General features: G+C 56.4%; 20 protein-coding genes. 10 read left to right on the top strand and 10 right to left on the bottom strand.

The features are described 5' to 3' along the window. Window positions 1–134 precede the first annotated feature (134 nt). The 3 genes from HG15A2_RS01155 (at window position 135) to HG15A2_RS01145 (ending at window position 2,492) form a co-directional block, all read left to right on the top strand. The gene (locus tag HG15A2_RS01155; protein WP_145057015.1) at window positions 135–1,064 is read left to right on the top strand and encodes an ABC transporter permease subunit; all 930 of its coding nucleotides are present in this window, start codon (window positions 135–137) and stop codon (window positions 1,062–1,064) included. A gap of 101 nt (window positions 1,065–1,165) precedes the next feature. After that, window positions 1,166–1,966 (top strand): hypothetical protein, encoded by an 801-nt coding sequence (locus tag HG15A2_RS01150; protein WP_145057013.1) that lies wholly within the window; start codon window positions 1,166–1,168, stop codon window positions 1,964–1,966. 4 nt (window positions 1,967–1,970) lie between these two features. Then, window positions 1,971–2,492, top strand: coding sequence for an AAA family ATPase (locus tag HG15A2_RS01145; protein ID WP_145057011.1), 522 nt, complete (start codon window positions 1,971–1,973; stop codon window positions 2,490–2,492). A 6-nt stretch (window positions 2,493–2,498) separates the two neighbouring features. On the opposite strand, the gene HG15A2_RS01140 is transcribed toward HG15A2_RS01145, so the two are convergent. Further along, window positions 2,499–3,587, bottom strand: coding sequence for a DUF1570 domain-containing protein (locus HG15A2_RS01140; protein ID WP_145057009.1), 1,089 nt, complete (start codon window positions 3,585–3,587; stop codon window positions 2,499–2,501). A 57-nt stretch (window positions 3,588–3,644) separates the two neighbouring features. On the opposite strand from HG15A2_RS01140, the gene HG15A2_RS01135 reads away from it, so the two are divergent. Beyond that, window positions 3,645–5,093, top strand: coding sequence for a hypothetical protein (locus tag HG15A2_RS01135; RefSeq protein ID WP_218932244.1), 1,449 nt, complete (start codon window positions 3,645–3,647; stop codon window positions 5,091–5,093). An 88-nt stretch (window positions 5,094–5,181) separates the two neighbouring features. On the opposite strand, the gene HG15A2_RS01130 is transcribed toward HG15A2_RS01135, so the two are convergent. Further along, on the bottom strand, window positions 5,182–5,751 hold the full coding sequence (locus HG15A2_RS01130; protein ID WP_145057005.1) for a tetratricopeptide repeat protein: 570 nt from the start codon (window positions 5,749–5,751) through the stop codon (window positions 5,182–5,184). Window positions 5,752–6,003: 252 nt separating this feature from the next. Between HG15A2_RS01130 and HG15A2_RS24735 the strand changes: the two genes are divergently transcribed. The 3 genes from HG15A2_RS24735 (at window position 6,004) to HG15A2_RS01115 (ending at window position 10,079) form a co-directional block, all read left to right on the top strand. Next, window positions 6,004–6,474, top strand: coding sequence for a hypothetical protein (locus HG15A2_RS24735; RefSeq protein ID WP_145057003.1), 471 nt, complete (start codon window positions 6,004–6,006; stop codon window positions 6,472–6,474). An 85-nt stretch (window positions 6,475–6,559) separates the two neighbouring features. Further along, window positions 6,560–7,963, top strand: a complete 1,404-nt coding sequence (locus HG15A2_RS01120; RefSeq protein WP_145057001.1) for a class II fumarate hydratase — start codon at window positions 6,560–6,562, stop codon at window positions 7,961–7,963. A 226-nt stretch (window positions 7,964–8,189) separates the two neighbouring features. Then, on the top strand, window positions 8,190–10,079 hold the full coding sequence (locus HG15A2_RS01115; protein ID WP_145056999.1) for a tetratricopeptide repeat protein: 1,890 nt from the start codon (window positions 8,190–8,192) through the stop codon (window positions 10,077–10,079). Between the two features lie 134 nt (window positions 10,080–10,213). Here the strand turns inward: HG15A2_RS01115 and HG15A2_RS01110 are convergent, their stop codons facing one another. Beyond that, window positions 10,214–11,122: a CAAX prenyl protease-related protein gene (locus tag HG15A2_RS01110; protein ID WP_145056997.1), complete on the bottom strand. Its 909-nt coding sequence runs from the start codon at window positions 11,120–11,122 to the stop codon at window positions 10,214–10,216. A gap of 460 nt (window positions 11,123–11,582) precedes the next feature. Between HG15A2_RS01110 and fusA the strand changes: the two genes are divergently transcribed. Continuing rightward, the gene (fusA, locus tag HG15A2_RS01105) at window positions 11,583–13,691 is read left to right on the top strand and encodes an elongation factor G (protein WP_145056995.1); all 2,109 of its coding nucleotides are present in this window, start codon (window positions 11,583–11,585) and stop codon (window positions 13,689–13,691) included. A gap of 268 nt (window positions 13,692–13,959) precedes the next feature. Here the strand turns inward: fusA and HG15A2_RS01100 are convergent, their stop codons facing one another. Together HG15A2_RS01100 and sdhB are read right to left on the bottom strand one after the other, a co-directional pair. Continuing rightward, window positions 13,960–14,337, bottom strand: coding sequence for an RNA recognition motif domain-containing protein (locus tag HG15A2_RS01100; protein WP_246117850.1), 378 nt, complete (start codon window positions 14,335–14,337; stop codon window positions 13,960–13,962). Window positions 14,338–14,666: 329 nt separating this feature from the next. After that, complete coding sequence (gene sdhB, locus HG15A2_RS01095; RefSeq protein ID WP_145056991.1) at window positions 14,667–15,515, bottom strand: succinate dehydrogenase iron-sulfur subunit; 849 nt, start codon at window positions 15,513–15,515, stop codon at window positions 14,667–14,669. 440 nt (window positions 15,516–15,955) lie between these two features. Here sdhB and HG15A2_RS01090 point away from each other — a divergent pair, with 440 nt between their 5' ends. Continuing rightward, entirely contained in the window at window positions 15,956–16,882 is a 927-nt protein-coding gene (locus tag HG15A2_RS01090) for a hypothetical protein (RefSeq protein WP_145056989.1), read from the top strand. 257 nt (window positions 16,883–17,139) lie between these two features. Here the strand turns inward: HG15A2_RS01090 and HG15A2_RS01085 are convergent, their stop codons facing one another. Both HG15A2_RS01085 and HG15A2_RS01080 read right to left on the bottom strand, forming a co-directional pair. Then, entirely contained in the window at window positions 17,140–17,868 is a 729-nt protein-coding gene (locus tag HG15A2_RS01085; RefSeq protein ID WP_145056987.1) for a hypothetical protein, read from the bottom strand. 458 nt (window positions 17,869–18,326) lie between these two features. Next, entirely contained in the window at window positions 18,327–19,163 is an 837-nt protein-coding gene (locus HG15A2_RS01080; RefSeq protein WP_145056985.1) for a PEP-CTERM sorting domain-containing protein, read from the bottom strand. Window positions 19,164–19,617: 454 nt separating this feature from the next. Here HG15A2_RS01080 and HG15A2_RS01075 point away from each other — a divergent pair, with 454 nt between their 5' ends. Further along, window positions 19,618–20,526 (top strand): hypothetical protein, encoded by a 909-nt coding sequence (locus HG15A2_RS01075; protein ID WP_145056984.1) that lies wholly within the window; start codon window positions 19,618–19,620, stop codon window positions 20,524–20,526. Here HG15A2_RS01075 and HG15A2_RS01070 read toward each other — a convergent pair. The 3 genes from HG15A2_RS01070 to HG15A2_RS01060 all read right to left on the bottom strand — a co-directional run bounded on the left by HG15A2_RS01070 (window position 20,507) and on the right by HG15A2_RS01060 (window position 25,382). After that, window positions 20,507–21,343, bottom strand: coding sequence for a hypothetical protein (locus HG15A2_RS01070; RefSeq protein ID WP_145056981.1), 837 nt, complete (start codon window positions 21,341–21,343; stop codon window positions 20,507–20,509). The two genes, HG15A2_RS01075 and HG15A2_RS01070, sit on opposite strands and share 20 nt — an antisense overlap. A 500-nt stretch (window positions 21,344–21,843) precedes the next feature. Then, on the bottom strand, window positions 21,844–23,547 hold the full coding sequence (locus HG15A2_RS01065) for a TIGR03790 family protein (RefSeq protein WP_218932243.1): 1,704 nt from the start codon (window positions 23,545–23,547) through the stop codon (window positions 21,844–21,846). A 29-nt stretch (window positions 23,548–23,576) separates the two neighbouring features. Then, a complete protein-coding gene (locus tag HG15A2_RS01060; protein ID WP_145056978.1) occupies window positions 23,577–25,382 on the bottom strand; it encodes a tetratricopeptide repeat protein in 1,806 nt (601 codons plus the stop codon). Between the last annotated feature and the right edge of the window lie 70 nt (window positions 25,383–25,452).

Genomic DNA, 25,452 nt, shown 5'->3' with positions numbered 1-25,452 from the left:
TGAGCCTTCCTCGCGACATGGCATTTCGGTCGGTAGGACAGCTTACGGGATGGACACTAGCGGCAATTCGGCGACCAGCTTCGTAATAATTCTTGGTAGGATAGCAGTCTGAATTGCGAGCAACAGCTATTGCTATGCTGAAGTCGTTCGTGCGTTATGCGCAGGCACGAAATGACGCCAATGAGACTGCCCTCCGCCGACTGCCCCCTGCCGACTCCACACCTATGCTCGCCCTCTTCCAACGCTCGTTTGCTGCTAGCCGCTTGTTGCTCGTAGGTTGCGGTGCGATGTTGTTCGCCTTCATTTGGTTGCGGGTTTGGATTGCTTCGCAGATTAACTTTTCTTCGGTTGTGAACATGCTCAAGAGCGGCGACATCCCTGATTTCGCCCTCATGCTGCTGCCAGTATCGGTTGACACGCTCGCCTCGCCACTGGGTCGCGTGGCGTTTGGATATGAAGAACTGCCCGTGGTGTTGGCTTTGGCCTTGTGGGCGGTGGCACGCGGTTCGGACTGTATCGCTGGTCGAGTCGGCAACGGCACGATGGAGATGCTGCTCGCGCAACCGTTGAGCCGGTTCACACTGGTGGCGTCTCACTTAGCGGTTTCCCTTGTCGGCGTCGTGCTGCTGGGAGTCGTCGCTTGGCTAAGCACGGCCATCGGCATTGCCACCTCTAAGTTTGATGTTCCGCCGGAATGGACCGTCTATTGGCCGGCGACGATCAATCTGGTAGGCATCGGCATCTTTCTATTGGGTGCAGCGACGTTGCTTTCCGCAGCAGTCGGTTCGCGTGGGCGTGCAGTGGCGATCATGGTCGGCTTTTACTTTTTGCAAATCGCCTTCAAAATCGTAGGCCTGCTCTCGCCCCAGTTCGAGTGGCTGAAGAAGTGGTCGTTCCTGTCGGCGTACGAGCCGACACTGCTGACTGTCGGCATCGTCGATAATCCAGACAAGTACGTGCCGATGTTTTGGCAGTACAACTTGGTGCTCGTGGGAATTGGCCTAGCGGCTATGGCACTGGCGACGTTGGTATTTTGCAAGCGGGATGTGCCGGCACCGTTGTAGCCCATCTTACTAGGGCATTGCCCAAGGCTACGATGAGGTAGTCCTTCGGCCAATTTGGCGGCTTTGACCGTTCCTCAGGAAAACCGATCGAGATCCTTGGATTGCGAACCTTTCTTCTCACCGTCGTTCTGGTCATCTGCAACCCAGCTCATGCGCAGGAAGTTGCATCAAACGCTCAAGCAGCTGCCGTCTCGAAACTCACAGTAGCCCAGCGACAGATCATCCTATCGAATCTGCCGACCAACAGCGACAAACGTTGTGTCGGGATCGCAGCCGTAACGGAGGCACTACTCGGCAGAACTGAGAACCTAGAACAAGACGTCATTCCTGCTGAGCGACTTGCCAAGACCATCTACGATCATATTGCTACCGGAAAAGCTGTGACGTACCCACGAGAGCTCATCGTCAACGGGAAGCAATCTCCAACGAACTCCAAGGAGTCACTCGCGCAACTGAGTTCCCTTGTGGCCGATCTCTACAAGCGAGACTACTTCCGATTGATGCAAACAGAGCCAGGCAAAGAGCGACTTCTAACTGCGCAGGACAGGGGGATTGCTACCCAAGCAGAGTTGCTACGCATCCTAGCTGCCGATTCAGATCACCTCGCCGTCTTCTCAGGAGCAGGTTGGAGGCGGTTCCCAGACGGAACTTCCAATAGGACCTACCATGCTTTCCTCGTAGGGAAAGATAAACAAGGAAAGCTCTTTATCTACGACCCAAACGAACCGGGGAAAGCGATTCCCTGCCAACTCTTCAAGAAACCAAACTCCATCACGCTGCAATGGACTTGCCGTTATCGAGACACCGGCAAAAACACAACGCAGCGATACCACCTCATTCACCAAGAGGAGTACTTTCGCCTAATACTTGCTCGAAGACCCAAGCCGCCCGTAGAGCAATAGCCCCATGAAACGCATCGTCGTCGTAGGAACCAGCGGGAGCGGCAAGAGTACCTTTTCGAAGAAGCTCTCGCAAGAACTATCGATTCCCTACGTCGCCCTGGATGAACTCTTCTGGAATCCTGGCTGGGTAGAGACCCCCGCCGAGGAGTTCCGTGAGAGCGTTCAGCAAGCAGCAGATCAACCTCGTTGGGTAATCGATGGCAACTATACTTCGACTCAGGACATCACCCTGCCTCGTGCCGACACAGCCATCTGGCTAAACTATAGCCGAGCGAAGGTGATTTATCGGCTCGCGAAGCGATCCCTTTGGAGGTCGTTTTCGGGGCAGTGCATCACCCCAGGCAACAGGGAGACATTCCGACGCACTTTTGCCAGTGGCGACTCCGTGCTGCTTTGGGCCTGGAAGACGCACCCCAAATATCGCCGCAAGTATGCGAGGTTGTTCGCAGAGCGCGCCCAAGAGTCCTTGAAAGTCGTTGAGTTCCAGCGACCGCGAGAAGCTGATGAGTTTCTAGCCTTGCTTTAGCGGACCCTACCTGGGCAGTTCACTCACAAATCGCTGCACTTGGGCATCCAGTAGTGTGAAGTCGTTGCCGAACTCTGCCGCGAAGTCGGCGACGCGTTGTTTGCTGCCGTAAGTAGTGAACTGCTCGCGACGAGACACGCGATCCAAGTAGCGGGAATATTCCTCGGGGCGAGTTTCGCATAAGTAAAATGAGAGTGTCCACGCAGCAGCGTACGAAGCGCCGGGCGAACGGGAGAATTCGTTGTCACTGGCTACGGTACGCATGATCCAATCGGACGTGCTGCCTGCGATGGAGTTGCGGAAATCCTGTAGGCGGCCCTGATTCAGTCGAGTTTCAATACCTTTGATAGAACTCGCTCCCCACACGCCGGGGGCTTCGAACATCATGGCGAGGCCCTCGACCAACCAACGGGGTTGCTCGGAAAAACGCTGATGAACGCCCGTGTTATAAGCAGTTTGGTGGGTCGCTTCGTGGATAATGGTTTCTGCATTGGCCAGCCAGTCGGCGTCGCCACTACCGCCGGAAATATCGAACAGGAACACGCGATTACTCTGCGGCGAGTAATGCCCCAACGTGCCTGGCGCAAGCGGCGTGCCGTCGGCTGCGGCGTATCGGTAGTAGTCCGCCTGGTTGCGAAACACCACTGCCACCAAGGGCATCTTGGGGCGTTTGATCGGAAAGCCACGCACGCTCATGTAATGCGTGAACGAGCGGTAGAGCGATTCCAAACGATTCGCCCACGCAGACCACTCACCGCGTGGATGGACCACGACAAAGTGTTGTGTGGTGGTTACGGCATAGGAGCGGTCGAACTCCTGCTGCAACCGGCCCTTGAGTTGTGCGGGGGAGTAGGCAACAAAGCCCTTCGCAATTTTCTTTGCGTCTTTGGCTTCTTTCGGATGAAAGTCGTGCAACTGCCCGTCACGCCCCAACAGCAACATCTGCGAATCGGTCCAGGCAAGCGGCTGACCTTCGACGCGCTGGCCGTCGATCGTCGCGCGCAGCATGAAGTCAGCTGGGCCGTTGGCCACGGCATTCGTTGCCACCGCCGAGAGGATTGCCAGTGCTAGGGGAAGTCGTGTTGCTGGTTTCATGGGGATGGGTTCGGTTGAAGCTGCACTCGGGTTCCCTACAGCTATTAGTCAGGATCAATGCTCAAAAAAAGTCTAGCTCACGGCGCGACTTCACCCTCCGGAGGGCCGCCTCAGCCGCTACAATGGGTGCTCAAACCGACTTTTCTATCGATTGTGCTGGTTGCGCCCATGACTGTTGCTCTTTCATTCCGCCGTTTGACCAGCTTCGCCCTGCTGTTGCTTGGGGCCGTAGGTTTTGCGAGCTCGCCGACATATGCCGATGAGCCGCCCGCCTGGAAGGAAGAGGCCACCAAATTGGTTGAGCAAATTCGCGCGGGTAGCAGCGCGAAAGTCGTCGAGCCACAGATGCGGCTCGTGGAGATTGCGCCGCTGAACCCTCCCGAGCAGTTGGAGGCATTCTTAGCGCTCTTGCTGAGCCAGGATGCAGAGCTTTCCGCCAAGACCAAGGATCGGCTCGCGAAGGTGGAGACGGCCGTCGTTGAGGAGGCGGTCAAACAGAAGTTTCAGGCGAGCCGATTTTCGCTCTCAGAGCCTAACATCCCTCTGGCTGAAGTGCTGGAGCATCTCGCGAAGCAAACCGGCAACCGCTTGGTGGACTATCGCGGTCGCGTGGGACAAGATGCTACGCCGCGCACGCTGTCGCTCGATATCAAGGATCAAGAGTTCTGGCCGGCTCTGGATTCGATTCTCGATCAAGCGGCGCTCGGGCCGTACGAATTCTCAGGCGACGAGGGCCTGGCGCTGGTTGACTTGGAGCCCGGCTCAACGACAAGGCTCAGCCGCGGCAGCTACACGGGGCCGTTCCGCATTGAAGCGAGCGAACTCGCCAGCCGGCGCAGCATGGTCACGCCACAGGAAAACCGGCTGCACGTGAAGTTGCACGTCGCTTGGGAGCCGCGTTTGCAGCCGCTTTCGATTACGCAACGCGTGGCCGATATCGAGGCGGTGGACGACCAGGGCAATCCTGTGCCAGTCGCGCTGCCGGAAGCGGAATTCGATATCGATGTGCCGCCTGACTCTTATTCGACCGAGATTATGCTCCCCTTGGAACTGCCCGCGAGAGATGTCCGGCGGATCAAGTCGCTCACCGGCAAGCTCCAAGTACTAGCGCCTGCCCGCCAAGTCGAGTTTCGCTTCGACAACTTGAAAAAGAATGTGGGTAGCGAGCAAGAAGCGGGCGGAGTGATTGTGAGGCTCGAGCACATCGTGAAGCTTGAAGGGCTCTATGAGGTTCACATGCGACTGCGTTTGAAGAGCAAAACGGCCGAACTCGACTCGCATGGCGATTGGGTGTTTCAGAATCTCACGCTCCTGGAGGACAAACAAGGCATGACGGTCGATCATGCAGGTTTTGAAACGACGATGCGCAACGACCAGGAGATGGGCTTCGCGTACTTGTTTGAAATTGAAGACGAAATCGAGAATTACACATGGGTGTATCGCACGCCTGCAGCAATTCAAGCGAAAACGGTGGAGTACAAGCTGAAGAATCTGGTATTGCCGTAGCGTGCTAACAGTAGGGTGTGTGAGCACAGCGAAACGCACGATCGAAACGACCGTCGACTCAAGGTGCGTTTCGCTGCGCTCACGCACCCTACGAAGTCGGTCCAAATAGCGAGCCCACATCGACGATCTGCTGCCCGGCGGTTTTGATTTCGTCGATCCAAGTGCCGAGGTTCAACGGGTCGTTGGGATCGCAATAAAGCAGGTGCTCGACCACTTCTAGGGCCATCTCCTTTTTACCGAGTGCATCGAGCGTCCAGGCCAATCCGCGTCCGGCGTCGAAGAACGTGCGATTAGCTGGGTGCAGCGCCGGCACCGGCTGGGGACTTTTTTCGGCGCGAAGGGCTTTCATGCCGATTTGGTAACCGAAGCCGAAGTGCCCGCGGGCGAGCGGCAAGTCGTTGTCGACTTCCACGGCCAACTTGCCCAAGAGAAAGTGGGCTTCGATCATTTCGCTGGAGCCCTCGAGCAGCCAGCGCAGTTCGTCGATCGCAATGTCCGGCTCACCCTCTTCGATCATGGTGCGAACTTCGTCAAGATCTTCGCTTCGCTCGCGAACACTCTTCGGAGGCACAAGTATCCAGCCATGCCCCGAGGCGTCGCGGCGCACCGTCGTGCGGCGGGAGTTACCACTGCGAGAGCTTCTGCGGCGTTTGGCCATGCGGAACTTGCGACTATTGCTTTGGAGAGGGGGAAAGAAAGGCGTGCTCTGTACCGTAACTCGGCCGGGTGAGTGCGTCCAGCGTGGGCCGGCAGGCAAAAAATGCGTAGGTATCGTCGAGCCGAGCGAGGCGTACTATGAATTCGGGGCGTGGTACGCCTCGCTCGGCTCGACGGTACCCTACAGCCGGGGTACCTTATCTTCTCCGTGAGATGGTTCGCAATTGCGTTTTCAGCCAGTTCCTATATTCCCATGATCGCTATCCAGTGCATTGGTTGCCGAGAGGTTTCTCAGGTTTCACCTGAGTCGGTCGGGCAGGTTGTGGCTTGTCCGCACTGTGGACAGCCTACACCTGCGGTGGCGCAGCGCGAAAAAGCTGGTGCCAGACCACCGATGCCGCCTTCGCCTCCTCCGCCGCCACCGGTAGGACCACCGCCAGATGGGATTTCGTCGACTGCAGGAACGCCGAAGACGCAAGCGGGGCCGCCACCACCCCCGCCGCCAGCTTCTCCACCGGTGCCGGCAACTAAGAAAGTGGCGACGAGCAAGGCAGTAGCAGCGAAGCCGCAAGCGGTTGAGAAGCCGGCGCCAGAGACAAGACAGCCGCCTACTCGGGAGGAGCAACTTGCCCGACGGGCGAAGTTTCGGATGTTGCTGGCCGTTGGTGGTGGGCTCCTCTTGGCGATCCTGGCTGTCGTGCTGGCGAAGCTCGGGCAACCGTAGCCGTGTGACCGTAGCCGAGCATCTGGCCCAGCGTTAAATTGGTCGCCTGTGGAATCGATTTCTCTAACCGACGATTGAGCGAGACATGGCCAATACACGTACCGAACGCGACACGATGGGCGAAATGCAGGTTCCTAAGGAGGCGCTTTACGGCGCTTCGACCGCGCGTGCCGTGGAAAATTTCCCGATCGCCCACGAGCCGGTCCCCGCCGCAGTGATTCACGCCTTCGGTCATCTCAAGGCTGCCTGTGCACAGGCGAATCTTGATCTCGGGAAACTTGATGCGGGCCGAGCACAGGCGATCATCGCTGCTGCAGAGGAAGTCGCTGCGGGCAAGCACGATGCGCACTTCCCGGTGGATATCTACCAGACGGGCTCAGGCACTTCGACAAACATGAACGCCAACGAAGTGATCGCCAACGTGGCAAATGCGGGTATTGCTTCGGACGGAGACAAGATTCATCCCAACGATCATGTAAACATGGGACAATCTTCCAACGACACGTTCCCGACGGCGATGTCAATTGCGGCGGCCTCGGAGATTGAGCATAAGCTCATCCCAGCACTGAACCGGCTTAGCGAAAGTCTCACCGAGAAGTCGAACGCGTGGGATAGCCTTGTGAAGATCGGCCGCACGCATCTGATGGATGCTACTCCCATTCGCATGGGACAAGTCTTTGGCGGCTACGCAGCACAAGCGTCGAATGCTGTGATTCGTGCCGGCTTTGCGATGGAAGAGTTGAAGGAATTGGCCATTGGCGGTACGGCCGTCGGCACGGGCATCAACACCCATCCGGAGTTCGCTGAGAAAGTGGCACTCGTGCTCAACGAGCGGCTCAAGTTTCAGTACGAATACGAGTTCCTCGAAGCGGTGAACCATCCCGAGGCGCAGGCCACGAAGGACGGAGTCGTGACGGCTCACGGTTACTTGAAGTCGATTGCCGTGGGGCTGAGCAAAATTGCCAACGACATCCGTCACCTCGGCAGCGGCCCACGCGCCGGACTGTACGAACTGTTGCTGCCGGCCACGCAGCCGGGCAGCTCGATCATGCCGGGCAAGGTGAACCCGGTGATGTGCGAAAGCGTCATGCAAGTCGCTTGCCGCGTGATTGGCAACGACTCGACGGTAACCACCGCGGCACTGGGCGGAGTGGGCTCGCTGTTTGAATTGAATGTGGCGATGCCGGTGATGATTGACGCATTTTTGGAATCCGTAAAACTGCTAGCGAATGTGTCGGACGTGTTCGTAGATAAATTGCTTGCGGGCCTAGAAGTCAACGAAGCCCGCTGCCAGGAGTTGTTGGATCGCTCGTTGATGACCGTCACGAGCCTTGCGCCAGCACTCGGCTACGAAACGTGCGCGAAGCTGGCAAAGCAAGCTCTCGCGGAGGACACAACCATCAGGGCGCTGGTGCTCTCCAAGAAACTGATGGGCGAAGAGGAGTTGGATAAGTTGTTGGATGCAGAGAAGATGACTCGTCCCTCGTAGCTCATCTCGTCGCAAGGTCCTCGCTTTTTTTGCTAGCATTCGCGGGGGCCTAGGCAAGCTGCAAAGCAATTTCTGATTCCAGCGACTTTTCTGTCACGTTTCGATCTTCTGCTCGCCGATGCAAAGGATGATCGCTACCGCAATAGGTGCGCGTGCGGTCCGCTGGTCGCTATGCAGCTAGCATCGTTACCTCTTCCCAATAAAAAATTACTGCGGATGAATTCACATGGAAGTGAAGCATCGAATCGTTACGGCATTGGCCCTGTTCTCCTCCACTGTGGCGGCTTTGCCGAGCATGTCGCTCGCACAGCAGCCGGTTTCTCAGCAGCACCTTGCTGAGCCAGACATGGCCGTTGCCACGGCTACCGACAACTCGCTGGAACTGCAGCAACCGCCCGCTATCGTCGGCCAGTTTTCTCGCACGACGCCGTCGGACTCGTCAGACGGAGTGGTATTTGTAACCTCCGACGATCAACCCATCTCGCAAAAGAAGACCGCTCCGAACACCGTGCAACCGGTTGCCTTCCAAAAGCAACCGCAGCAAATGCAGCCGCAGCGCAAGCCGGAGGTCGTTACCAAGCCAACTCGCCGCACGGCCATGCAACCATTGCCGCAACGATACGGCACGCGTTCGCCACAGATACAACTCCGCGGACAAGGGTTCCGACGTCCCAGCTTCAGCAGTCGGGGCACAGCAAACCAAACCCAAACCGTAGCTCAGCGCCTTAGCGAAACTACGGGCGAGAAGCTCCGCAAAACGCGTGTGCCTCTCTCGGCGAAGCTCGCTTCCCAATCGCAACCAGCTCAAACACTGCCGACACTGTCACGGTCAACTCAATCACAACCAAAACCATCTGAAAAGCGCGTTTCGCGTTTGCCTGCCAGGGATGTTCAAATTGAGTCAGCAGTTTATACAAGTGACCGAAAACCGACCGCGGACGATCAGCAGCTCCTTTCTAAGTTCAATGCAGAGTGGGAGTCGACCGCTCGACCACCGCTACCAACTGCGGGCGGATCTCGCCTAGCCGACGTAAAGTCGCCAGCATTTGCAGCTCCAGCCGTAGAAGCCGCTGAAGGGCCAGTGGAGACACTTGCCGCCGAGGAGCCAGCTACTCGCACTCCCGAGTGGGTTGGCACTCTGGTCGAAGCGCACAAGTTTTCCCAACAAGCAAAGACGCAGGACGATTACACGAAGCTTACGCAACTTGTGGACTCAGCTCTCGAAGGCGGTGCCGCTGGGGAAAGTGCGGTCTTCGGTCGGGAATTGGCTGCCTGGGCTTTGAATCGTCGGGGGGAGCTTCGTTCCGATGAGGGTCAAGACGAGCTGGCCAATGCCGACTTTGCTGCTGCATTGAAGTACGACGGAAACTGCTGGCGAGCGTTGCACAATCGCGGCGTCACTGCCGCGCAGAGTGGCGAATTCGCTGCGGCATTCGATGACTTCAATCAGGTCATTGTGTTGAATCCCAAATTCGCGAAGGCCTACTCGAATCGTGCCACACTGTACCTGCAAGCTGGCAAGTCAGACCTCGCCAAGGCGGATTACCTAAGTTCGCTGAAACTCGATGCCGGGCTCGCCGCCGCCAACGTCGGCTTGGGGCGAATGCTGCATGTCGAGGGTCAGCTAACCAAGGCCGTGAAGTTCTTCGATGCTGCCATCGACGGCGGTGCCAGCTCGGCTGAAGTCTTCTGTAGCCGCGCCGATTTGCTGGCCGACTTGGGTCAGTATGACAACGCATTGACCGACTATGCCAAGGCCGTGGAGTTGAATCCCGACTTCGCCCACGCCTACCGCAACGGTGCCTGGTTGCTGGCAACTTGCCCTGATGAGCGTTTTCGTGATTCGGAGAACGCTCTCAGCGGTGCTGAACAGGCCTTGAAATGTGGCTACGGCGAGCGTCATGTCGCGCTCGACACGCTGGCGGCCGCTCAGGCGAACGCGGGGCAATTTGAGCTCGCCCAAAAGACCATTCAACAAGCCATCGCCAGCGCACCGCAATCGGCTGTAACGAACTACCATCACCGTTTGGCACGCTATCAGGCTGGGCTACCGTTCCGGACCCAGCCGATCATTGGCGGAGACGAAAGCGTGCAGCAGGCTGGGTTTAGGGAGTGACAAGTGGGCTGTAGGCAGGGAGCAGGCTGCAGCCTGCTGCGGAAGAGTGTCCGTCAATTCTTGACTTAAGCCCTCGCGCGAGACGACTCCCCACTCACAGAATCCAAACCGCCGACCGCCGACCGCCGACTGCCCTACATGTAGTACCACTCGCCGGTGGCGATTACGTAGATGCCTAGCAACAGATTTGTCACTGCGTGGGCAACGACGCAGTCCCAGATGTTCTTCGTGCGGACCATCAACCAGGTGATCAGGCTGAACCACACAAATGCGGCTAGCAATTCTGCCGGGTGCATGAGCATCGGCACCGCGGTGCCCGCGATGATCGCTAGTGGCGTAACGTAGCCAAACGGGACGCGATCGAAGTTGTCGTTCACGACGAAACGCATCACGAGGCCGCGGAGGAAGAACTCCTCGATTACTGGGACGACGATGGCCAATCCGATGAGCCGAATAGCCAGAAATCCGAAAGCCCATAACGGCGTGTCTTTGAGTTGCTCTAGCGGATTGAACGCACTGCGCTCGCCCGCTTCCACCAGCCAACCCAGGCCTATCGGCTTGAGCAGCATCACCTCAAGGTCGAGCTTGCAGAGCACGATCCACAACACCACGCCGACAACGCCCACCACGATTGCTAAGGGGCTCACGTGGAATGGAAACGTGCGGTACCCGGGCCAGACGGCGATCATCGCAGCAATAACCAAGGCGATCTTGACGGTGTAGACGACCGGGTAGTAGCGGTAGGGAATCAGCTGCTCCTTCTCTTCGACCGGCAGTGAGGCGAGCGTATCCTCGGCCGGCATCTCGGCTGCTGAGTCGGTTGAGTCGGCTGAGTCGATATCGGACGAAACGAGATTGGGGGAACTGGGTGGCGTGGGCTCAAGCTGAGTCGCCAGCATGAAGACCACCAACGGCAGCAAAAACGTGGCAATGGGCCAGTTCCGCAGCCACCCCTCAGGCAGTCGCTGGGGGGGCGTGCCATTGCCGTATTCGCCACCCTCATAGGCGTCCTCGTCAGTTTCAGGGGGCAGGGTGTCAGACATAGGTGGCGATCCTGTGAGCCAGTGTATGTGGAGCGCCACCGAGGGAATTCCCTACAGAATTGGGGGCGGAATAGGCAATTGTAGCCTGAAATCGCGGGTGAAGAAGATTGCGCGAAGCTCTTCTGAGCGAAACCGCTGCCGGACGGGCGAGCTCCTGTCCTCCAGATCGCTCTGGCGTCGAGCGACTCCGATGCGTAAAACTCCCGCAAAAGTAGATTTACGGCGAGCAGTTTGCACTGGTAGTTTCATCGCGTTTGCGTAGAATGGGGAGCTTGGTCTCACCTCAAGAAGCTTCACCTACCGTGACGCTTTCTGCCCTAAGAGCAATCCGTCGTCGCAACCTATTGCACAAGTGCGTCGGGCGAGCCCCCCATTCGAGCACGGATTCTCGGCCACCCTATAGAGTTTGTCGTTAGTTTTTAAGCACCCATTTTACCAGAGTTAAGTCGAGGCAGTCACTATGGACCTCAATAAAGTTCGCAACATCGGTATTTCTGCTCACATCGATTCGGGGAAAACCACCCTCAGTGAGCGCATCTTGTTCTACTCCGGTCGGATTCACAAGATCGAAGATGTTCGCGGTGGTGGCGATGGCGCTGTCATGGACAACATGGAGCTTGAAAAGGAGCGCGGCATTACGATCGCCTCCGCTGCCACGTACCTCAAGTGGGACGGCTTCGATATTAACCTCATCGATACTCCAGGTCACGTTGACTTTACCGTTGAGGTAGAGCGCAGCTTGCGCGTACTCGACGGTGCGATCCTTGTGCTTTGCTCAGTCGGTGGTGTGCAATCGCAATCGATGACCGTCGATCGCCAGATGAAGCGCTACCACGTTCCTCGCCTAGCGTTCATCAATAAGATGGATCGTACGGGTGCGAACCCCAACAGTGTTGTTGAGCAAGTTCGCGACAAGCTGGGTGCCGACGCGGTACTCATGCAGATCAACATTGGCGAAGAAGAAAACTTTGAAGGCGTTGTCGATCTGATCGCGATGAAGGCCTACTACTTCGATGGCTCGAACGGCGAAAAAGTACGCACAGAGGATATCCCCGCAGACTTGCAGGCGGATGCTGAGAAGTTCCGCGCCCAGATGCTTGAGTCGCTGAGCATGTACAGCGACGATCTGATGGAGAAGCTGCTTGCCGAGGAAGAGATCGGCGAAGAGCTCATCCACGACATCGTGCGTAAAGCGGTCATCGAGCAGGAATTCTGCCCTGTGTTCTTAGGCTCTGCTTTCAAGAACAAGGGCGTCCAGCCGCTCATGAACGCCATCACACGCTACTTGCCCTCTCCGCCAGAAATCACCAACAAGGGTATGGACCCCCAGACCGGGGAGAAGCGCATCCTCATTTCGGATCCCAACAAGCCGCTGGTGGGAATGGGCTTCAAGATCACCGACGACGAATACGGACAGCTCACTTATACGCGTATCTATCAGGGCAAGATCGAAAAGGGCGGCACCTACTTCAACCAACGAACCGGCCGCAAGGAACGCTTCAGCCGCATTGTGAAGATGCATTCTGACAAGCGTGAAGAAGTCGATGCCGGCGAGGCGGGCGACATTGTTGCTATTATGGGTATCGACTGTGCTTCGGGTGATACCTACTGCGACGATGCCAACTACTGCACGCTGGAAAACATCTTCGTCGCTGATCCGGTCATTAAGATGTCGATCCAACCGATGTCGCGTGACAACTCTGACAAGCTCAGCAAGGCGCTGCAACGCTTCCGCAAGGAAGATCCCACGTTCCACGTATTCACTGACGATGAGACCAACGAGACGATCATCGCTGGCATGGGCGAGTTGCATCTCGAAGTTTACGTCGAGCGTATCAAGCGAGAGTACGGCGTCGAGACTGAAGTCGGTGCTCCTAAGGTAAGCTACCGTGAATCGGGTCAGCAGCCTTATGAGTACGATCACAAACGCAAGAAGCAATCCGGTGGTTCCGGTCAGTACGGCCATATCGTTGGCGTCATGCGTCCGATGACCGACGAAGACCGTGCCGCGATGGAAGAGAGTGGCGATACGTCCGATATGTTCTTCGAGGACAAGGTGACCGGTGGTCGCATCCCCAAGGAGTACATCCCAGCGGTCCGCAAGGGCTTCGAATCCATGATGGAAAAAGGCCCTGTGGCTGGTTACCCCGTAGTGGACATGGCAATCGAGCTGCACGACGGCACCTTCCACGATGTCGACTCCAGCGACATGGCGTTTAATCTCACGGCTCGTGAGTGCTTCCGCGAGAATTTCAGTCGCATGAAGCCCATGCTGCTCGAACCAATCATGAAGGTCGAGATCGAGTGCCCCGAAGAGTTCCAGGGATCGGTGGTCGGTCAGATCAGCTCCAAGCGGGGCATGATCGCCGAGACGGAAACCTCCAACGGCATGACCGTCATCATCGCCGAGGTCCCGCTGGCCGAAACGTTCGGCTACTCGAACGACCTGCGCAGCCAAACCCAAGGGCAGGGCACGTTCTCCATGGAGTTCGCAAAGTACTCACCGGTACCGAAGAATATCCAAGAGGAAATCGTCGAAGAGCGGAAAAAAGAATTGCAGCTCGCCTAGGGCCACGTTTTAGGTGGACACCAAAAAAGACCTCGGTCGCTGAGCATTACCCGCCAGCGGCCGAGGTTTCTTCTTTGGTGTTTCTACTTGAGAACCATGAAGCAAACGAGAGCACGAGTTGCCTGTAGTCGGGCACCGCGTCTGTGATTATCGCTCCAACAGACATTGGTGCAATTCGCAGTTAATGACAAATCAGCTTTGGTCAAAAAAACCAAACCGATGAGCTGTCATCACTGGCGAGCCATTTGCCAGCACCGCCTACCAACTCTTACCGTCTGCTGCGTTCTGGTTTCGGGCGCGCTTCGTTAACCGTCACGGTGCGGCCGTCGATCTCTAGGCCGTTCACGGCTTCCAAAGCCGTACGGGCTTGGTCGTCGTTGGTCATCGTGACGAAAGCAAACCCACGGGGGCGGCCCGTTTCGCGATCGTTGATGATCGCCACTTCGCCTACGTCGCCGTGAGCGGCGAAGGCTGCTTCGAGTGTTTCCTGGGTCGTATTGTAAGACAAGTTTCCGACATACAATTTCATCGGGTGAACTCCGACATCGCCCCGCGCGTCGGAGCATATGAACCCGGTGCCTTTAAGGCCGGGTACATCGGGGACCACGCGCGGTCGAAACGACTTCACTACGAAGACAGAAGACAAAGCAACGACCAGCCTAGTCAGAAGAAGAGTGCTGGGCACCGCCATGCCAGGGAGAGATCTGCCTTCCTTACTTAGGCAACTTCCCCGTCGCCTGCGAAAAGAATAGAATCCCAAATCAGTTGCTCGCGATGATGGGCAGCCACTTCTCGCTCCAGAGTTATTTCCCACCTGCGAACTTTCACATTCTACCGAATGTGAAGTTCATGTGAAGATAGTATTTCTCACCAGCGGCAAGGCGGTGTCTAGGTCAATTCCCGGCGAGGCATAGCTCGCGGGCTAGGACTCTCGGAAAGTAGTCCTACGAAGCCTCGGATCGACATTCCTCACGCTTACTTGTCAAACCACTTCTTCACCATGTGCAACGTGGTTTGTCGACCAGCGTGGGCGATGCTGCGGGTGAGCGGGATTTCCTTGGGACACACGGCAACGCAGTTTTGGGCGTTGCCGCAAGCTTGGATGCCGCCCGGGCTCATCAGCGCTTCCAAACGCGTACCGGCATTCATGGCACCGGTGGGATGCTCGTTAAAGAGCATCGCCTGGCTAATGGCCGCGGCACCGACGAAGCCTTCTTCGTACGCGGCATCTTGCCGAGCCTTTAACTGCTCGTCAGTTTCCCCATGACGGCGAGAAACTTCTATCTTCGTGTATTGGGGGCAAGCCTCCACGCAGCAGCCGCAGGTCATGCATTCAGAGAGCGGGTAGCGTATGCTCTGCGAAGCTTGTGATTCCTTCGGTCCGCCACCGCGGTCGTAGTAATCATCGACATCGACCCAAGCGTTTACGCGTTCCAGGGCTTGGAACATGCGCCCGCGATCGACCATCAAGTCGCGTACCACGGGGAACTTGCTCATGGGGCGTAGTTCGATCGAGTCGGGGTTTTCCGCCAGCAGGCTATCGACCAGTGCAGAGCACGATTGCCGCGTCTGGCCGTTGACCAGCATGGTGCAAGCACCGCAAACTTCCTCCAGACAGTTGCAATCCCAGGCTACCGGCGTGGTGGAATCGCCATCGCTGGTCGTACACTGGGCAGCAATCTTCATCAGCACGCTAATCACGTTGAGATTTGGCTCGTACGTGACGGTGTGCCGTTCCCAGTGGCTCGGAGACTCTGGGTCTTCTTGGCGAAGGATACGAACCTCAAACGAGTTGATCTGCGGTGTTCCGGCTGGTGCAATCATTGCGTGCGTAAGGAGTTAGGTAATTAGGGAGAGAGGGATTTGGTGATAGGGGGGAGACATGCTAGGTCGAAGTGCTCCCGCCGTGATCGCAATTATAGCGTATTGGGGCGGTTTGGTGAGAGGGCGTTTTGGGTGAGTGATTCAGCGTATGAAGCCCTGGAGTACCAACCGCAGGATTAGAGCTCGGACCACACCCAGAGGGCCAGACATATCCATAAGTCCATCGCAGGCCCGACACAGCCAACGGGGGACATCGCAGGGGAAAACCGTGTGCCAGGGTAGCCGGTGGCACCCCCAATCCTGGGCTGAACGGCAAGACCGCATTGCGGTAAAACCCTACCCCACAAGTCAATCTGCTGGGCGGATGGTAGACTGAGGTGCGGAAGGATGACCCAAAAGGGAATCTTTCGTTGAATTGGCTGCGAGTTCGGGAAACATCCATGCGACGAAGAATTTTAGCGATCTGCTCGGCTCTCATTGTGCTTGCGCTCTCAGCGGCAAGTCGCGCCAACTTGGTGGTGGATGGCCTGGAAACCGCGCGGCACGAACGGTTTGCTGGCGGCGGCTCGCTGTTTATCGGTTCGGCTGCGGTCACGGGTGGTGCAGCGCTCGATTTCTCCGGCGTCGCCCGCGGCACTAATGGGTACTGGGCCACGATGATTTCGACGACCCACTTTATCAGTGCTGCACACGCTCATGCCACTGGCACGGTTGTGTTTCATCATGACAATGATCCCAGCGGTTTGAGCTCGATACGAACGGTCACCGGCGGTGGGCGCATCGGTGGCACTGACATTTGGGTCGGAACGCTCAACGCGCCAGTCGACCCTCACCTGGTGGCCATCTATTCAATCGCCTTGCCCGGCGACTATACCGACGAACCGTTCTATCAAGTCGGTCGAGGAACAAAATTTGGCACCGATAACACGAGCGGCTTTCGCGTGGGTCGCAATCTGGTGAGCGATGTTTACGAAGACGTGGAGCTCGGCTCGGCAGTGACGGACTCGCTGGTCTATTTCGACGACTCTGCAGCTGGCGACTTAACAGGGGCTGACGAAGAGTCAGACGACCACATCCCCGACGAAACGTTCTTGCAAAGTGGCGACTCAGGCGGGCCCAGTTTCTGGATCAGTGGCATGGGGGAAATGCTGCTGTTGGGCACGCACTCGTTTATCACCGAGCCCGATCCAGACGACCCCGACTCGCCCTTCAACGATCGTCGCGCCTCCGGCGATGCCTACCTGCCGGCCTATCGCGGGCAAATCTTGGCCGCGGTGCCTGAAGCGTCGCAGGGATTGGCGTTCTCGGCGTTGGTACTACTGCTGGGGCTGGTTGGAGCGATTAAACGCCGCAGCGGTGGTCAGTAACCACTGGATAGTGCCGAGTGGAGCGAGGCGAGTGGCTCAACCTGTGTTGCTAGGCACCTACAAGCACGCGGCGCCAGCAAGTGGATCATTGGCCCGTCATTCACTTGCTGGCGCTGCGTGCTCGTATTGATACACCAGTGAGAGCGCCTCGCGGAGCTCGACAACCCCTACGGCTGCGCACGAAAAAAGCCGCGAGCTGGGTGCGCCAGATCGCGGCTCTTGGGTTTGCTGATAGGTCGGCTTGAGCCGACGGCAGATCACACTTCAGCAGTCTTACGCTTACGGAAGTTGGTAACTCCCAACACGCCGCAGACGAGTCCGCCGAAGAGGAAGGCTGAGGGTTCGGGTACGGCAGCAGTCTCAAAAGAATATGTTACAGAGAGCGAATCAGAAAATATACGAAACTGCTCAGATCCTGCATCGAAAGAATTTCCGGCTGGGAAGCCTGCTGAGACTACGACTTCCGTGACTGGAGCTCCACCGAAAGATGTGACACTAAGAGTAGCCGAAGTGTGGATTCCTGATTGCGCCTGAAATACATCCTGGCTGCTTCCATCGAAAGATAGATCAAAGTTCAATGCGTTTGGTTGAGTTCCGCTAAAAGCGTTCCCGTCAAAGTCTAAGCTAGTTGAAAAATTTGCAGTCACATCGAACGTACCAGGGACGAAATCACCCCCGACACCAGGGAGGCTAACAGTCCAGGTGATTGTATCACCAGTAAAGTTAATACCAGTACTGGCCAAATCCCTACCTATTACGTCTCCAACGACTGGGCTAAATGAGCTTGAGACTGTTTGTGAGTCACCGTTGATCTGCAAAGGGCTCAAATTAGTAACAACTCCTAAGTAATCAGAGGCTGGGGTCGATCCAAAGCCACCACCATTGACTGTTGCAGAATCATCGGATGCACTACCCGAAACGAGGACTGCTGAGGCACTGGAAATCGCAGTGCAGTAAATGACGAAACCCAAAGTAAATAATCTCATCAATCAACCTCTTACGCTAAAAAGCCAGTGGTGAGCCCCAGTTGTGACTCATTGGTTAGGCCGCCTACTTCTGCCCAGTCTATCCGATGCCCCACGCGACAAGCAACCAAATTCTAGCGATTGCGCGAATATTAACGGCTCCTTAATCTGGCTCGAATTTCTGGCGGCGCCGCTGCGGGAACTACCTAGTCGGGCTCTCCTCGGTTCTTAAGCTTCTGCGGAGTAATCACTTAGGATAGCCGGGGCACGTCCTTAAGAGAGAGGATCGCTTGAGCCTTGGCGAGCTTCATTGCGGTCTTGTCCGACCAGCGCAGAATGGGTTGGAATTCCGTACCATCCCACAACTCGGCCAGGATGGCCGCGCTACTGCAAAAAAAAAACAGGCCGACCGCAGTCGACCTGTTTTTGCTGATTTCCGTCTACCCGCCGAGAGGCGAGTCGTCTTAGCCCAATTCGTGTTAGCTACGACGACGGGCGCCGGCCAAGGCCAGTAGGCCGCCTAGAGCCAGTACGAGGGAGGTTGGCTCGGGGACTTCGTTCTTATCGGGATTGGTGGTGATGACCACGCCATCGGAGTCCTTCTTGGCGATGAAGGCGGTCGATCCGGAAGCCGAAGTGGCCGTTAATGTGTTGTCCAAGGCCACCGAGATTTTCGTGACCTTGCCGGTCAGGCCGTTGTCGGCCAAGATCGGGCCGAACTCACGGAAGAACTTGCCGCTCCAGCCAGAGTTGTAACTTGAGCCGCCCGGATTATCGACGCTCAGTTGGTAGTCACCATCTGAGGGAGTGAATTCCATGTCTCCCATAACGCTGATACCACCGACACCAACACCATCGACTTCCAGGATGTCAATAAACACATTGGCTGTGACTCGCGAGAGAGCATCGTCGCTGGAGAAGCCGTTATCCAAGGTCGTGTCCCCTGCCTCGCTCAGAAAAATGCTTTCGATGACGTTGCCGTCCTTCGCTTGAATCATGAATTTGAGCTGGACATCCAAAATGTCCGAGGGGCCACCGCCCGTGGAGCTGGCGGAAAAACCAATGGGGTCGAAATCGAGCGAGTCGCCCGCAACCGTTGGCGCGCCGAACAGACCGTCGGGCTTACCGGAAGTGGTTAGTAGTGTCTCTTCAGTGACGGCGAGGTAATCGACCGTCGTCGCGGAAAAGTCGCCGTAGGGCACTGGTGCAGCTTGTGAGCTGGCAGGCGAACTTGCGAGACTTAATAGAACTGTGCCGGCAAACAGTACGCCGGAAACTGAACTGGAAAATTGTGAGACTAGAGAAATCCGAATCATTGCCCCCTCCGATTGTGAACTGAAGAAACACTCCTCTGGTGAGTGAAACTCCACTGATGATAAGCGATGAATGAATTAGGCCGCGGATTGTGCATGCACAGATCCGCACCTAGAGCGTGGATGCTACCCCGAAACGCGAGGCACCGCAAGTAATTTGCATTACAATCAGCTAAGACGAGTTCCAGCGTGCTAAGCCACCCCTCAGGAAAAACCGCCCCTCCGGAAGTTGTGCACTTGCATCGCAAAGTGTTTAGTATCAACATCTTGTGTCGATAAGCGGTTGCATGGGCACGTTAGTTCCATCTCAGCCCGCATTCCAGGCGCAGGCTAGGTGTGTTTGACAGGGTGATTTCTGCAGAGTGAAATCGACTGAGGTAGTAGAACTTTTTGCTAGGCCACTACTTTTCTTGGATCTAAGCTGCAGACTTATGCTCTAACAGTAGTGACGAAGTAAATGCCCCTCACTACGGCCATCCGCAGTCTCAACCGCACTACCAAGTGTGTGGGTCACAATACCCGCAAGAAGAAACGCAGCACCTTGATCAACACTCGCATGCAACAGGCACTAGTGGCTCTCATCTGCTTAGTAACTATCCAGCATGCTAGCGTGCTGCACGCCGACCTCGTAGGAATTCAGTATTGGGATAGGGGCTCTGCGAACCCGGAAACCAATGGCGGCCCGCTATGGGAGGGCGTGGTTGATACGGTCTCGAATAAGCTTCGCATCGACAACTGGAAGGAATTGCCGCAACACGGAACGGAATTCTGGGTGCCTGCCAGCCTTCCGCAGATTCCTTTGATTTGGTCCGCCTACGACGCAAACGGTGGCATCTATGACGTCGCTGATAATTTTGGTCCCGTGATTGGCGGCACCGTTTCGATCACCAACGACTTCGCGTTTATTTCGAATGATACCGCCCAGAATATGGACTGGGTTTATGACGTCGAGGGCGATGGGATTGACGCGCAGGACAGAGTTATCGGAGGCATAGTCAAACCGACCCGAATCGGGTGGGGCGGTTTTGCTAGGCAAGAAACCCTCGACGGACCGTTCGTCTTCTACACCTCAGCAATTGACGGTGAAACTGCTTACGACGAAACGACCTTACCGCGACTGCCTATCGAGGATCCGAACAGCACCCCGATTACCAACTCCCTGCTGGCGTCGCTGGATGGCACGGTTGTGGTGACGTCGCGGCAAACGACCTCGAACCCGATTGTCCTCGCAGTGCCCGAGTCGTCGGCGTTCTTAGGAGTCGGGCTGGTCGGCACGGCTTGTGCCCTTGGCACTTGGTTACGGAAGCGAAGAGCCGGCAAGTTGCAAGGCGTAGGTCGCGCAAGTCTTAACGCCGCCGCTTGCTGAAGTGGTTTGCTCCCAGCACGCCGCAGATTAAACCGCCGAAGAGGAAGGCGGACGGCTCGGGGACGGCGGTGAAGCTGAGCGTGAGATCGTCGATCGCGAGACCCGCATCGCTTCCCGTAATGTTGGCATCGTGCCAGCGAAGCCCGAGAAAGTGCCCAGCAGGCAGGTTGACGCTGAGGGTGCTGGTCAAGGTTTCGGAAGTGGTCAAAGTATCAGTAGGAAGTGGTGGGTCATAGAAGGGTGGACTACCAGGGTCCAGCGGCGCATCGAAAGTGAGGCTGGGATCGCTTTGCCAGCCAGTTGGTGCGGAGTTAAGTGGCTCCAGATCAGTGATCTCTGCCGAGGAAGTTTGAAACGAGAAGGTTAGGCTATCTAGTCCTGCGCCAGCTCGGCGATACTGCTCTCCAGTGTAAGTCACTTCCACTTCGGAGATCGTACTCCCCGTGTTGTTGTGCAAGACAATGCCCCAGGCAACTTGTTCGATGGTGTCACTGCCATCTAAATCGGTGTAGCTACCTAAAGCAAGATCGCCTGGAACACCACTCTGGAAGGAATAGGCGCCTGGAGAGGAGGCTATTCCCGTACCGTAGAAGAAGCTGGAAGTCACACCATCTTGCCAGTACCAGCCTGGGCTTCCACTGGGTGTCGTTCCACTGGTTGACTGGGTTGATCGGTCGTTGTCCCAAAAATTCTCCGACTCTGTCGTGTTCAAAAAATTGAAATCGTTGGTGTAGTCTGTCAAGTCGTTCAGCACGAGTGCCGCGCGGCACTCGGTAACGAGCAAGGCCAAAGAAGCAGCCAAGAAAAGAACCCTCATCGGTCGTTGATCTCCCGGATGCGCCGGCACCCTCTTTGAATCCGCGTGTAAAGAGTGAAAAAACAAAGAGCCCTGTTATGGGCCCGATGCCGAGCTTATTTCACCCGGAGAGCGATTCAAAGCGAATTCCCGTCATTCCTCCTGTATTTCCTAAATTAACATCTGGCGGCGGTGTTGGAAAATCCCCTTAAGCTGTTGTTGTCCTTGAGGTTAGGGACCTGGGACGGTCTTTTCCACACACGCTCAATTTTTTGGGTAGCACCGACACTGGTCCGAGCGATACGCAAGAATTAAGCAACCGGCAGGCTAGGCGAAGTGTCGCGGCTACCCGATTCTCCCTGCTAGAAAGCGCAGGCGACTTATTCGTAACTGGCAGGAATTGGCATCGATTTCCGCGCCGACTTTGCGGCTCTAATGCTTCGCGGTCATTGCAACACGGTGCAAACACCGCGACGTAATGATTGATGGCAGCGCCATGCGAAGCCCAACGTGGATTCTTGTTACTTCCGCACGATGCGGTTCGCAAAGGGTCGGTAGAGCGGGTCGCCGATGAGGGTCATCATCCAGCTGTTGAAGGGCTTGGTGCGATAGTAGCACTCGACGAGCGACAGATCCCCTTGGACGAGCAAGGCAAAGAATTCATTGGGGCGTGGAAAGGCCACCAGATAGGGCTCGTACGTAGGGCCAATCGTTACGCAGACGCCGTCTTCGAGAAGGCGTTTGCACCAGACTTGGCTGTCTTTCTTGCGCAGCGTGGTGGCCTCCCCACTGGCTAGATGATAGGCCACGGCCCCTGGGTTCCAGTCGAAAGCATCGACGTATTTACCCAGGCTGTACCAACCGCAGTAGAGGGCGGCATCGGGGCAATCGCCCGGCTGGAATAATTCGCTCTTCTCGTTGAGCGTGACGTCCAAATTAGTCTGTTCTTTCAAACCCTTGGCGGTGATCAGTAGGGCTCGGTCGTAGTCAGCGTAACTGCCGGGAGACACGTTACTTTGATCGAGCTTGCCAATACCTCGTGCGTCGAGATAGACCTTGCCTTGAAGTCCCTCTTTTTCGATCTTGATTGCCGTGTCGATCAGGCCCTTGGCCAGTTCTAGTGTCGGCGCGTCAAGACGTGCCACCATCAGCGTGGGATAGGAGTCGCGTAGTTGGGAGTTGTCGTACTCGGGCCGTAAATAATTGGGCTGCCAGCGAAGTAGCTGGTAATCGTCGTCACGCCAGAGCACCAACGACAGTTCGCTATCGAAGCTGCTGTTGGTTTCATTCTTGGTCACCGTCTTTAGCTGCTTGTCGATCCACTTTACGGTGGCAATCATGCCCCGTGATCTCGAGAGCGTATCCAGCAGTAAGGAGTCGCGCTGAATACTTGGCGCTGATCGCTCCAAGCGTTGTTCCAATTCGGCATAAGCGATCAGCATCCCACGCAGCCTCTCAAACTCGACTTGAAGCTGCGTGGAACCCTCTTTGTCAGCCTGAATACGTGATTGGAGCGACTCTAGGAGTACACGAATCCCACCACCGGCCGTAGCCAATTGCTGGACTTTCATGCTCGCCTGCTGGCGTTGCTGAGGATCGGCAAGCTGGCGGATTCGAGCTTGAGATTCCTGCAGCTGCTTTTCCAGTTTTTGCGCAAGCTCGTCAATCTCTGATGTTTTCTTAGCATCTCCGGAGTCGGCCATCGACGAATCGTTGCCTGCTGACGGCCTGTCAGTATCCCCGGTAAGGCCGATACCTGGGGCGAGCAAGCCGAATTCGGCGACGATATCTCGCAGCACTTTGATCCGCTTAGTGCGTTCGCCCACGAGGTGCTCTTGGTATCGGGAAAGCCTAGGGCTGTCTTTCTTGTCGCTCTCGATCCGCAGTGGCACATCCCAGGTAGTGACCAAGCATCGCAGATTGCGATCAGGATCGTTTTCTGAAAGCCATTTTTGAATCTCTGGCCGAATGGCCCAGCGCCATTCCTCGTGCGAGATCGTCTCTTTACGAGGCATGACTACCTTGCAAATATTCTCCACCGGGATACCCCGCTGCTGAGCGTAGTATTCTGCTAGTCGTTCTGAACTTTTACTGCCACGGGCAGCGATGATTGCGATTTCACTGGGTTTCAAGTCAGCATGCGCGCTTGGTAGCCCGTGCAATTGAGCAAGGCACAATACGGCGAAGGTCAGCCAGGTTTTCAAGGTCCAGGTTTTCAAAGTCATGCGTCTCAAGTGAAAGGTGCTGGTTAGGGTCATTCCACTAGCGTTCGGTGGAGGTTTGCTAGTTCGTCCTCACCAAGGGCAGTATACGCTAGGGCGAGAGATTCATGGATCGCCCCAAGTTGGGGCATGCCGTTGAGCGCGAATTCAAGGTCTTCAATCGCTTCCTGCCACCTTTTGAGTCGCAGCAAGATTTGACCACGCGTTTCTCGAAAACGGTACTCCTGGGGAGCGATTTCCAGTGCTCGATTGACGGCGACGAGCGCCTCTTCGAGCCGGGCATCTGCCCCTTCGCCAAGCACGAGCCCGTAGTTGTTCCAGGCTGCGGGATTCGTGGGATCGCGCTGAACTGCGATCTCAAAGAACTGGCGTGCCTCTTGGTACTGCTCGGCAACGGCTGCTTCGGTACCCACAGCCAACAAGAGTTGAGCGGGAGTGCGTGGCGACTCTCGCAAGGCTTCCAAGAGACGACCATAAATCGGCGACTTATTGCGATCCTTGTAGATCGCCCGGGCCATCTGCAGTAACGAACCGGCGTTGTTTTCCAGTTCAGCGGCCGTCAGCCAAAGATCAACAATCTGCTGCTGATCCGGCAGGGGATCTTTGAGTAATTGGGCGGCCTGCCGTCGAATCACTCTGGCGAGCGCCTGTTTGGCTTGCTGGTTCTCAGGTTCTAAGGCGCGCCATTTCTCGAGGATCGTACGCATTTTTTGCAGGTTGCCTAAGACTTCCTCGGCAGCCAGCCACCATTGTAATTCGCCGGGAAGGAGCACCGTCCCACGTCGCTCTTGACCTGCCACATGCGTTACCAATGCACGGGCATCTTCACGTGCTTGCTCGGGGCGTTTGAGCGCAAGATTGATCCGCATGCGTTCAAAGGCCGCGCCGGGTAGTATCGCAACGAGCGGCTTGAGTAACAGAGCTGCCTCTTCAAGTTGCCCATCTTGAACGGACAAGATCGCGCGCAAGAACTGCTGATAGGAACCAGTCATGTTCAGCGACTCGAGATGATCCAAATGGACCTTGGCAAGTCGCTGTGATTCTTTCTTGTCGTCGATCAATTGCCCGCTCACTAGCCGCTGGGCAATCCAAAAATGGGCCGAAGGGTAGCCTGTTTGTTCTTCAGGCGCAAGCAACTGCATCCGTTTGTAGGCCTCGTCTAGCTTGTCTTCCTCAGCGAGTGCCAGTGCGGTGCGATACTCGGTAAGTTGTGTATCGACGCCGAGCTGTGCCAATTTCTGTTCGTACAGCTGAGCACTTTCGTAATCTTGCGTCTCCAACGCTTCCTTCATCGAATCTTTGTAACGTGACACAACGGCACCATTGCCGTTCCAAAACGAATGCGCCCAGACCGCAGCAAATGGCAATAACATGACGAGTGCTGGGAGGGCCCACTTCAGCTGACGCCACTCACGCGTAGTAAACCAAGCATATGCAAAACCACCTACCGCAGCGATGGGCCGCCATAGTGGTTGCAAGAGCCAGACCAACCCAAGCAGTGGACGGTCGAGATTGAGTGCCTCGCTGGCGTGCAGTACTGCCGCAACCATTCGCGTCGGCAGTGCGGAAAGCCAGCTTCCCATTGAGGCAAGCTTCTCGCGGATCGCTTCGGGCAAAATGCCACGCCCCACCGCCGCGATCAACCGCCCAACCGCGCGGAAGGGCCAAGTGAGCCAGTAGAAAGCGTTCGCGAAGAGCCCTTCAGTGCTTTCCCAAGCCGCAAAGAAAGTGTGAGCAATCGCCTCGGCAGCCCTCTCCAAAGGCCGCACGAGCATCGCGCCAAATTCTGACAAAGCGCGAGCGAGACGTGTCAGTAGGTGATGGATTTTATCGAACATCGACGAATAGGTTATTGAGAAGTTTGCCGTTAAATCGGTTCGACCACGAAGGCCAATGAAATCTGCTAGA

This window comes from Adhaeretor mobilis (assembly GCF_007741515.1).
In the GTDB taxonomy this organism is placed as follows: domain Bacteria; phylum Planctomycetota; class Planctomycetia; order Pirellulales; family Lacipirellulaceae; genus Adhaeretor; species Adhaeretor mobilis.
This window is presented reverse-complemented; position numbering and strand designations above follow the sequence as displayed.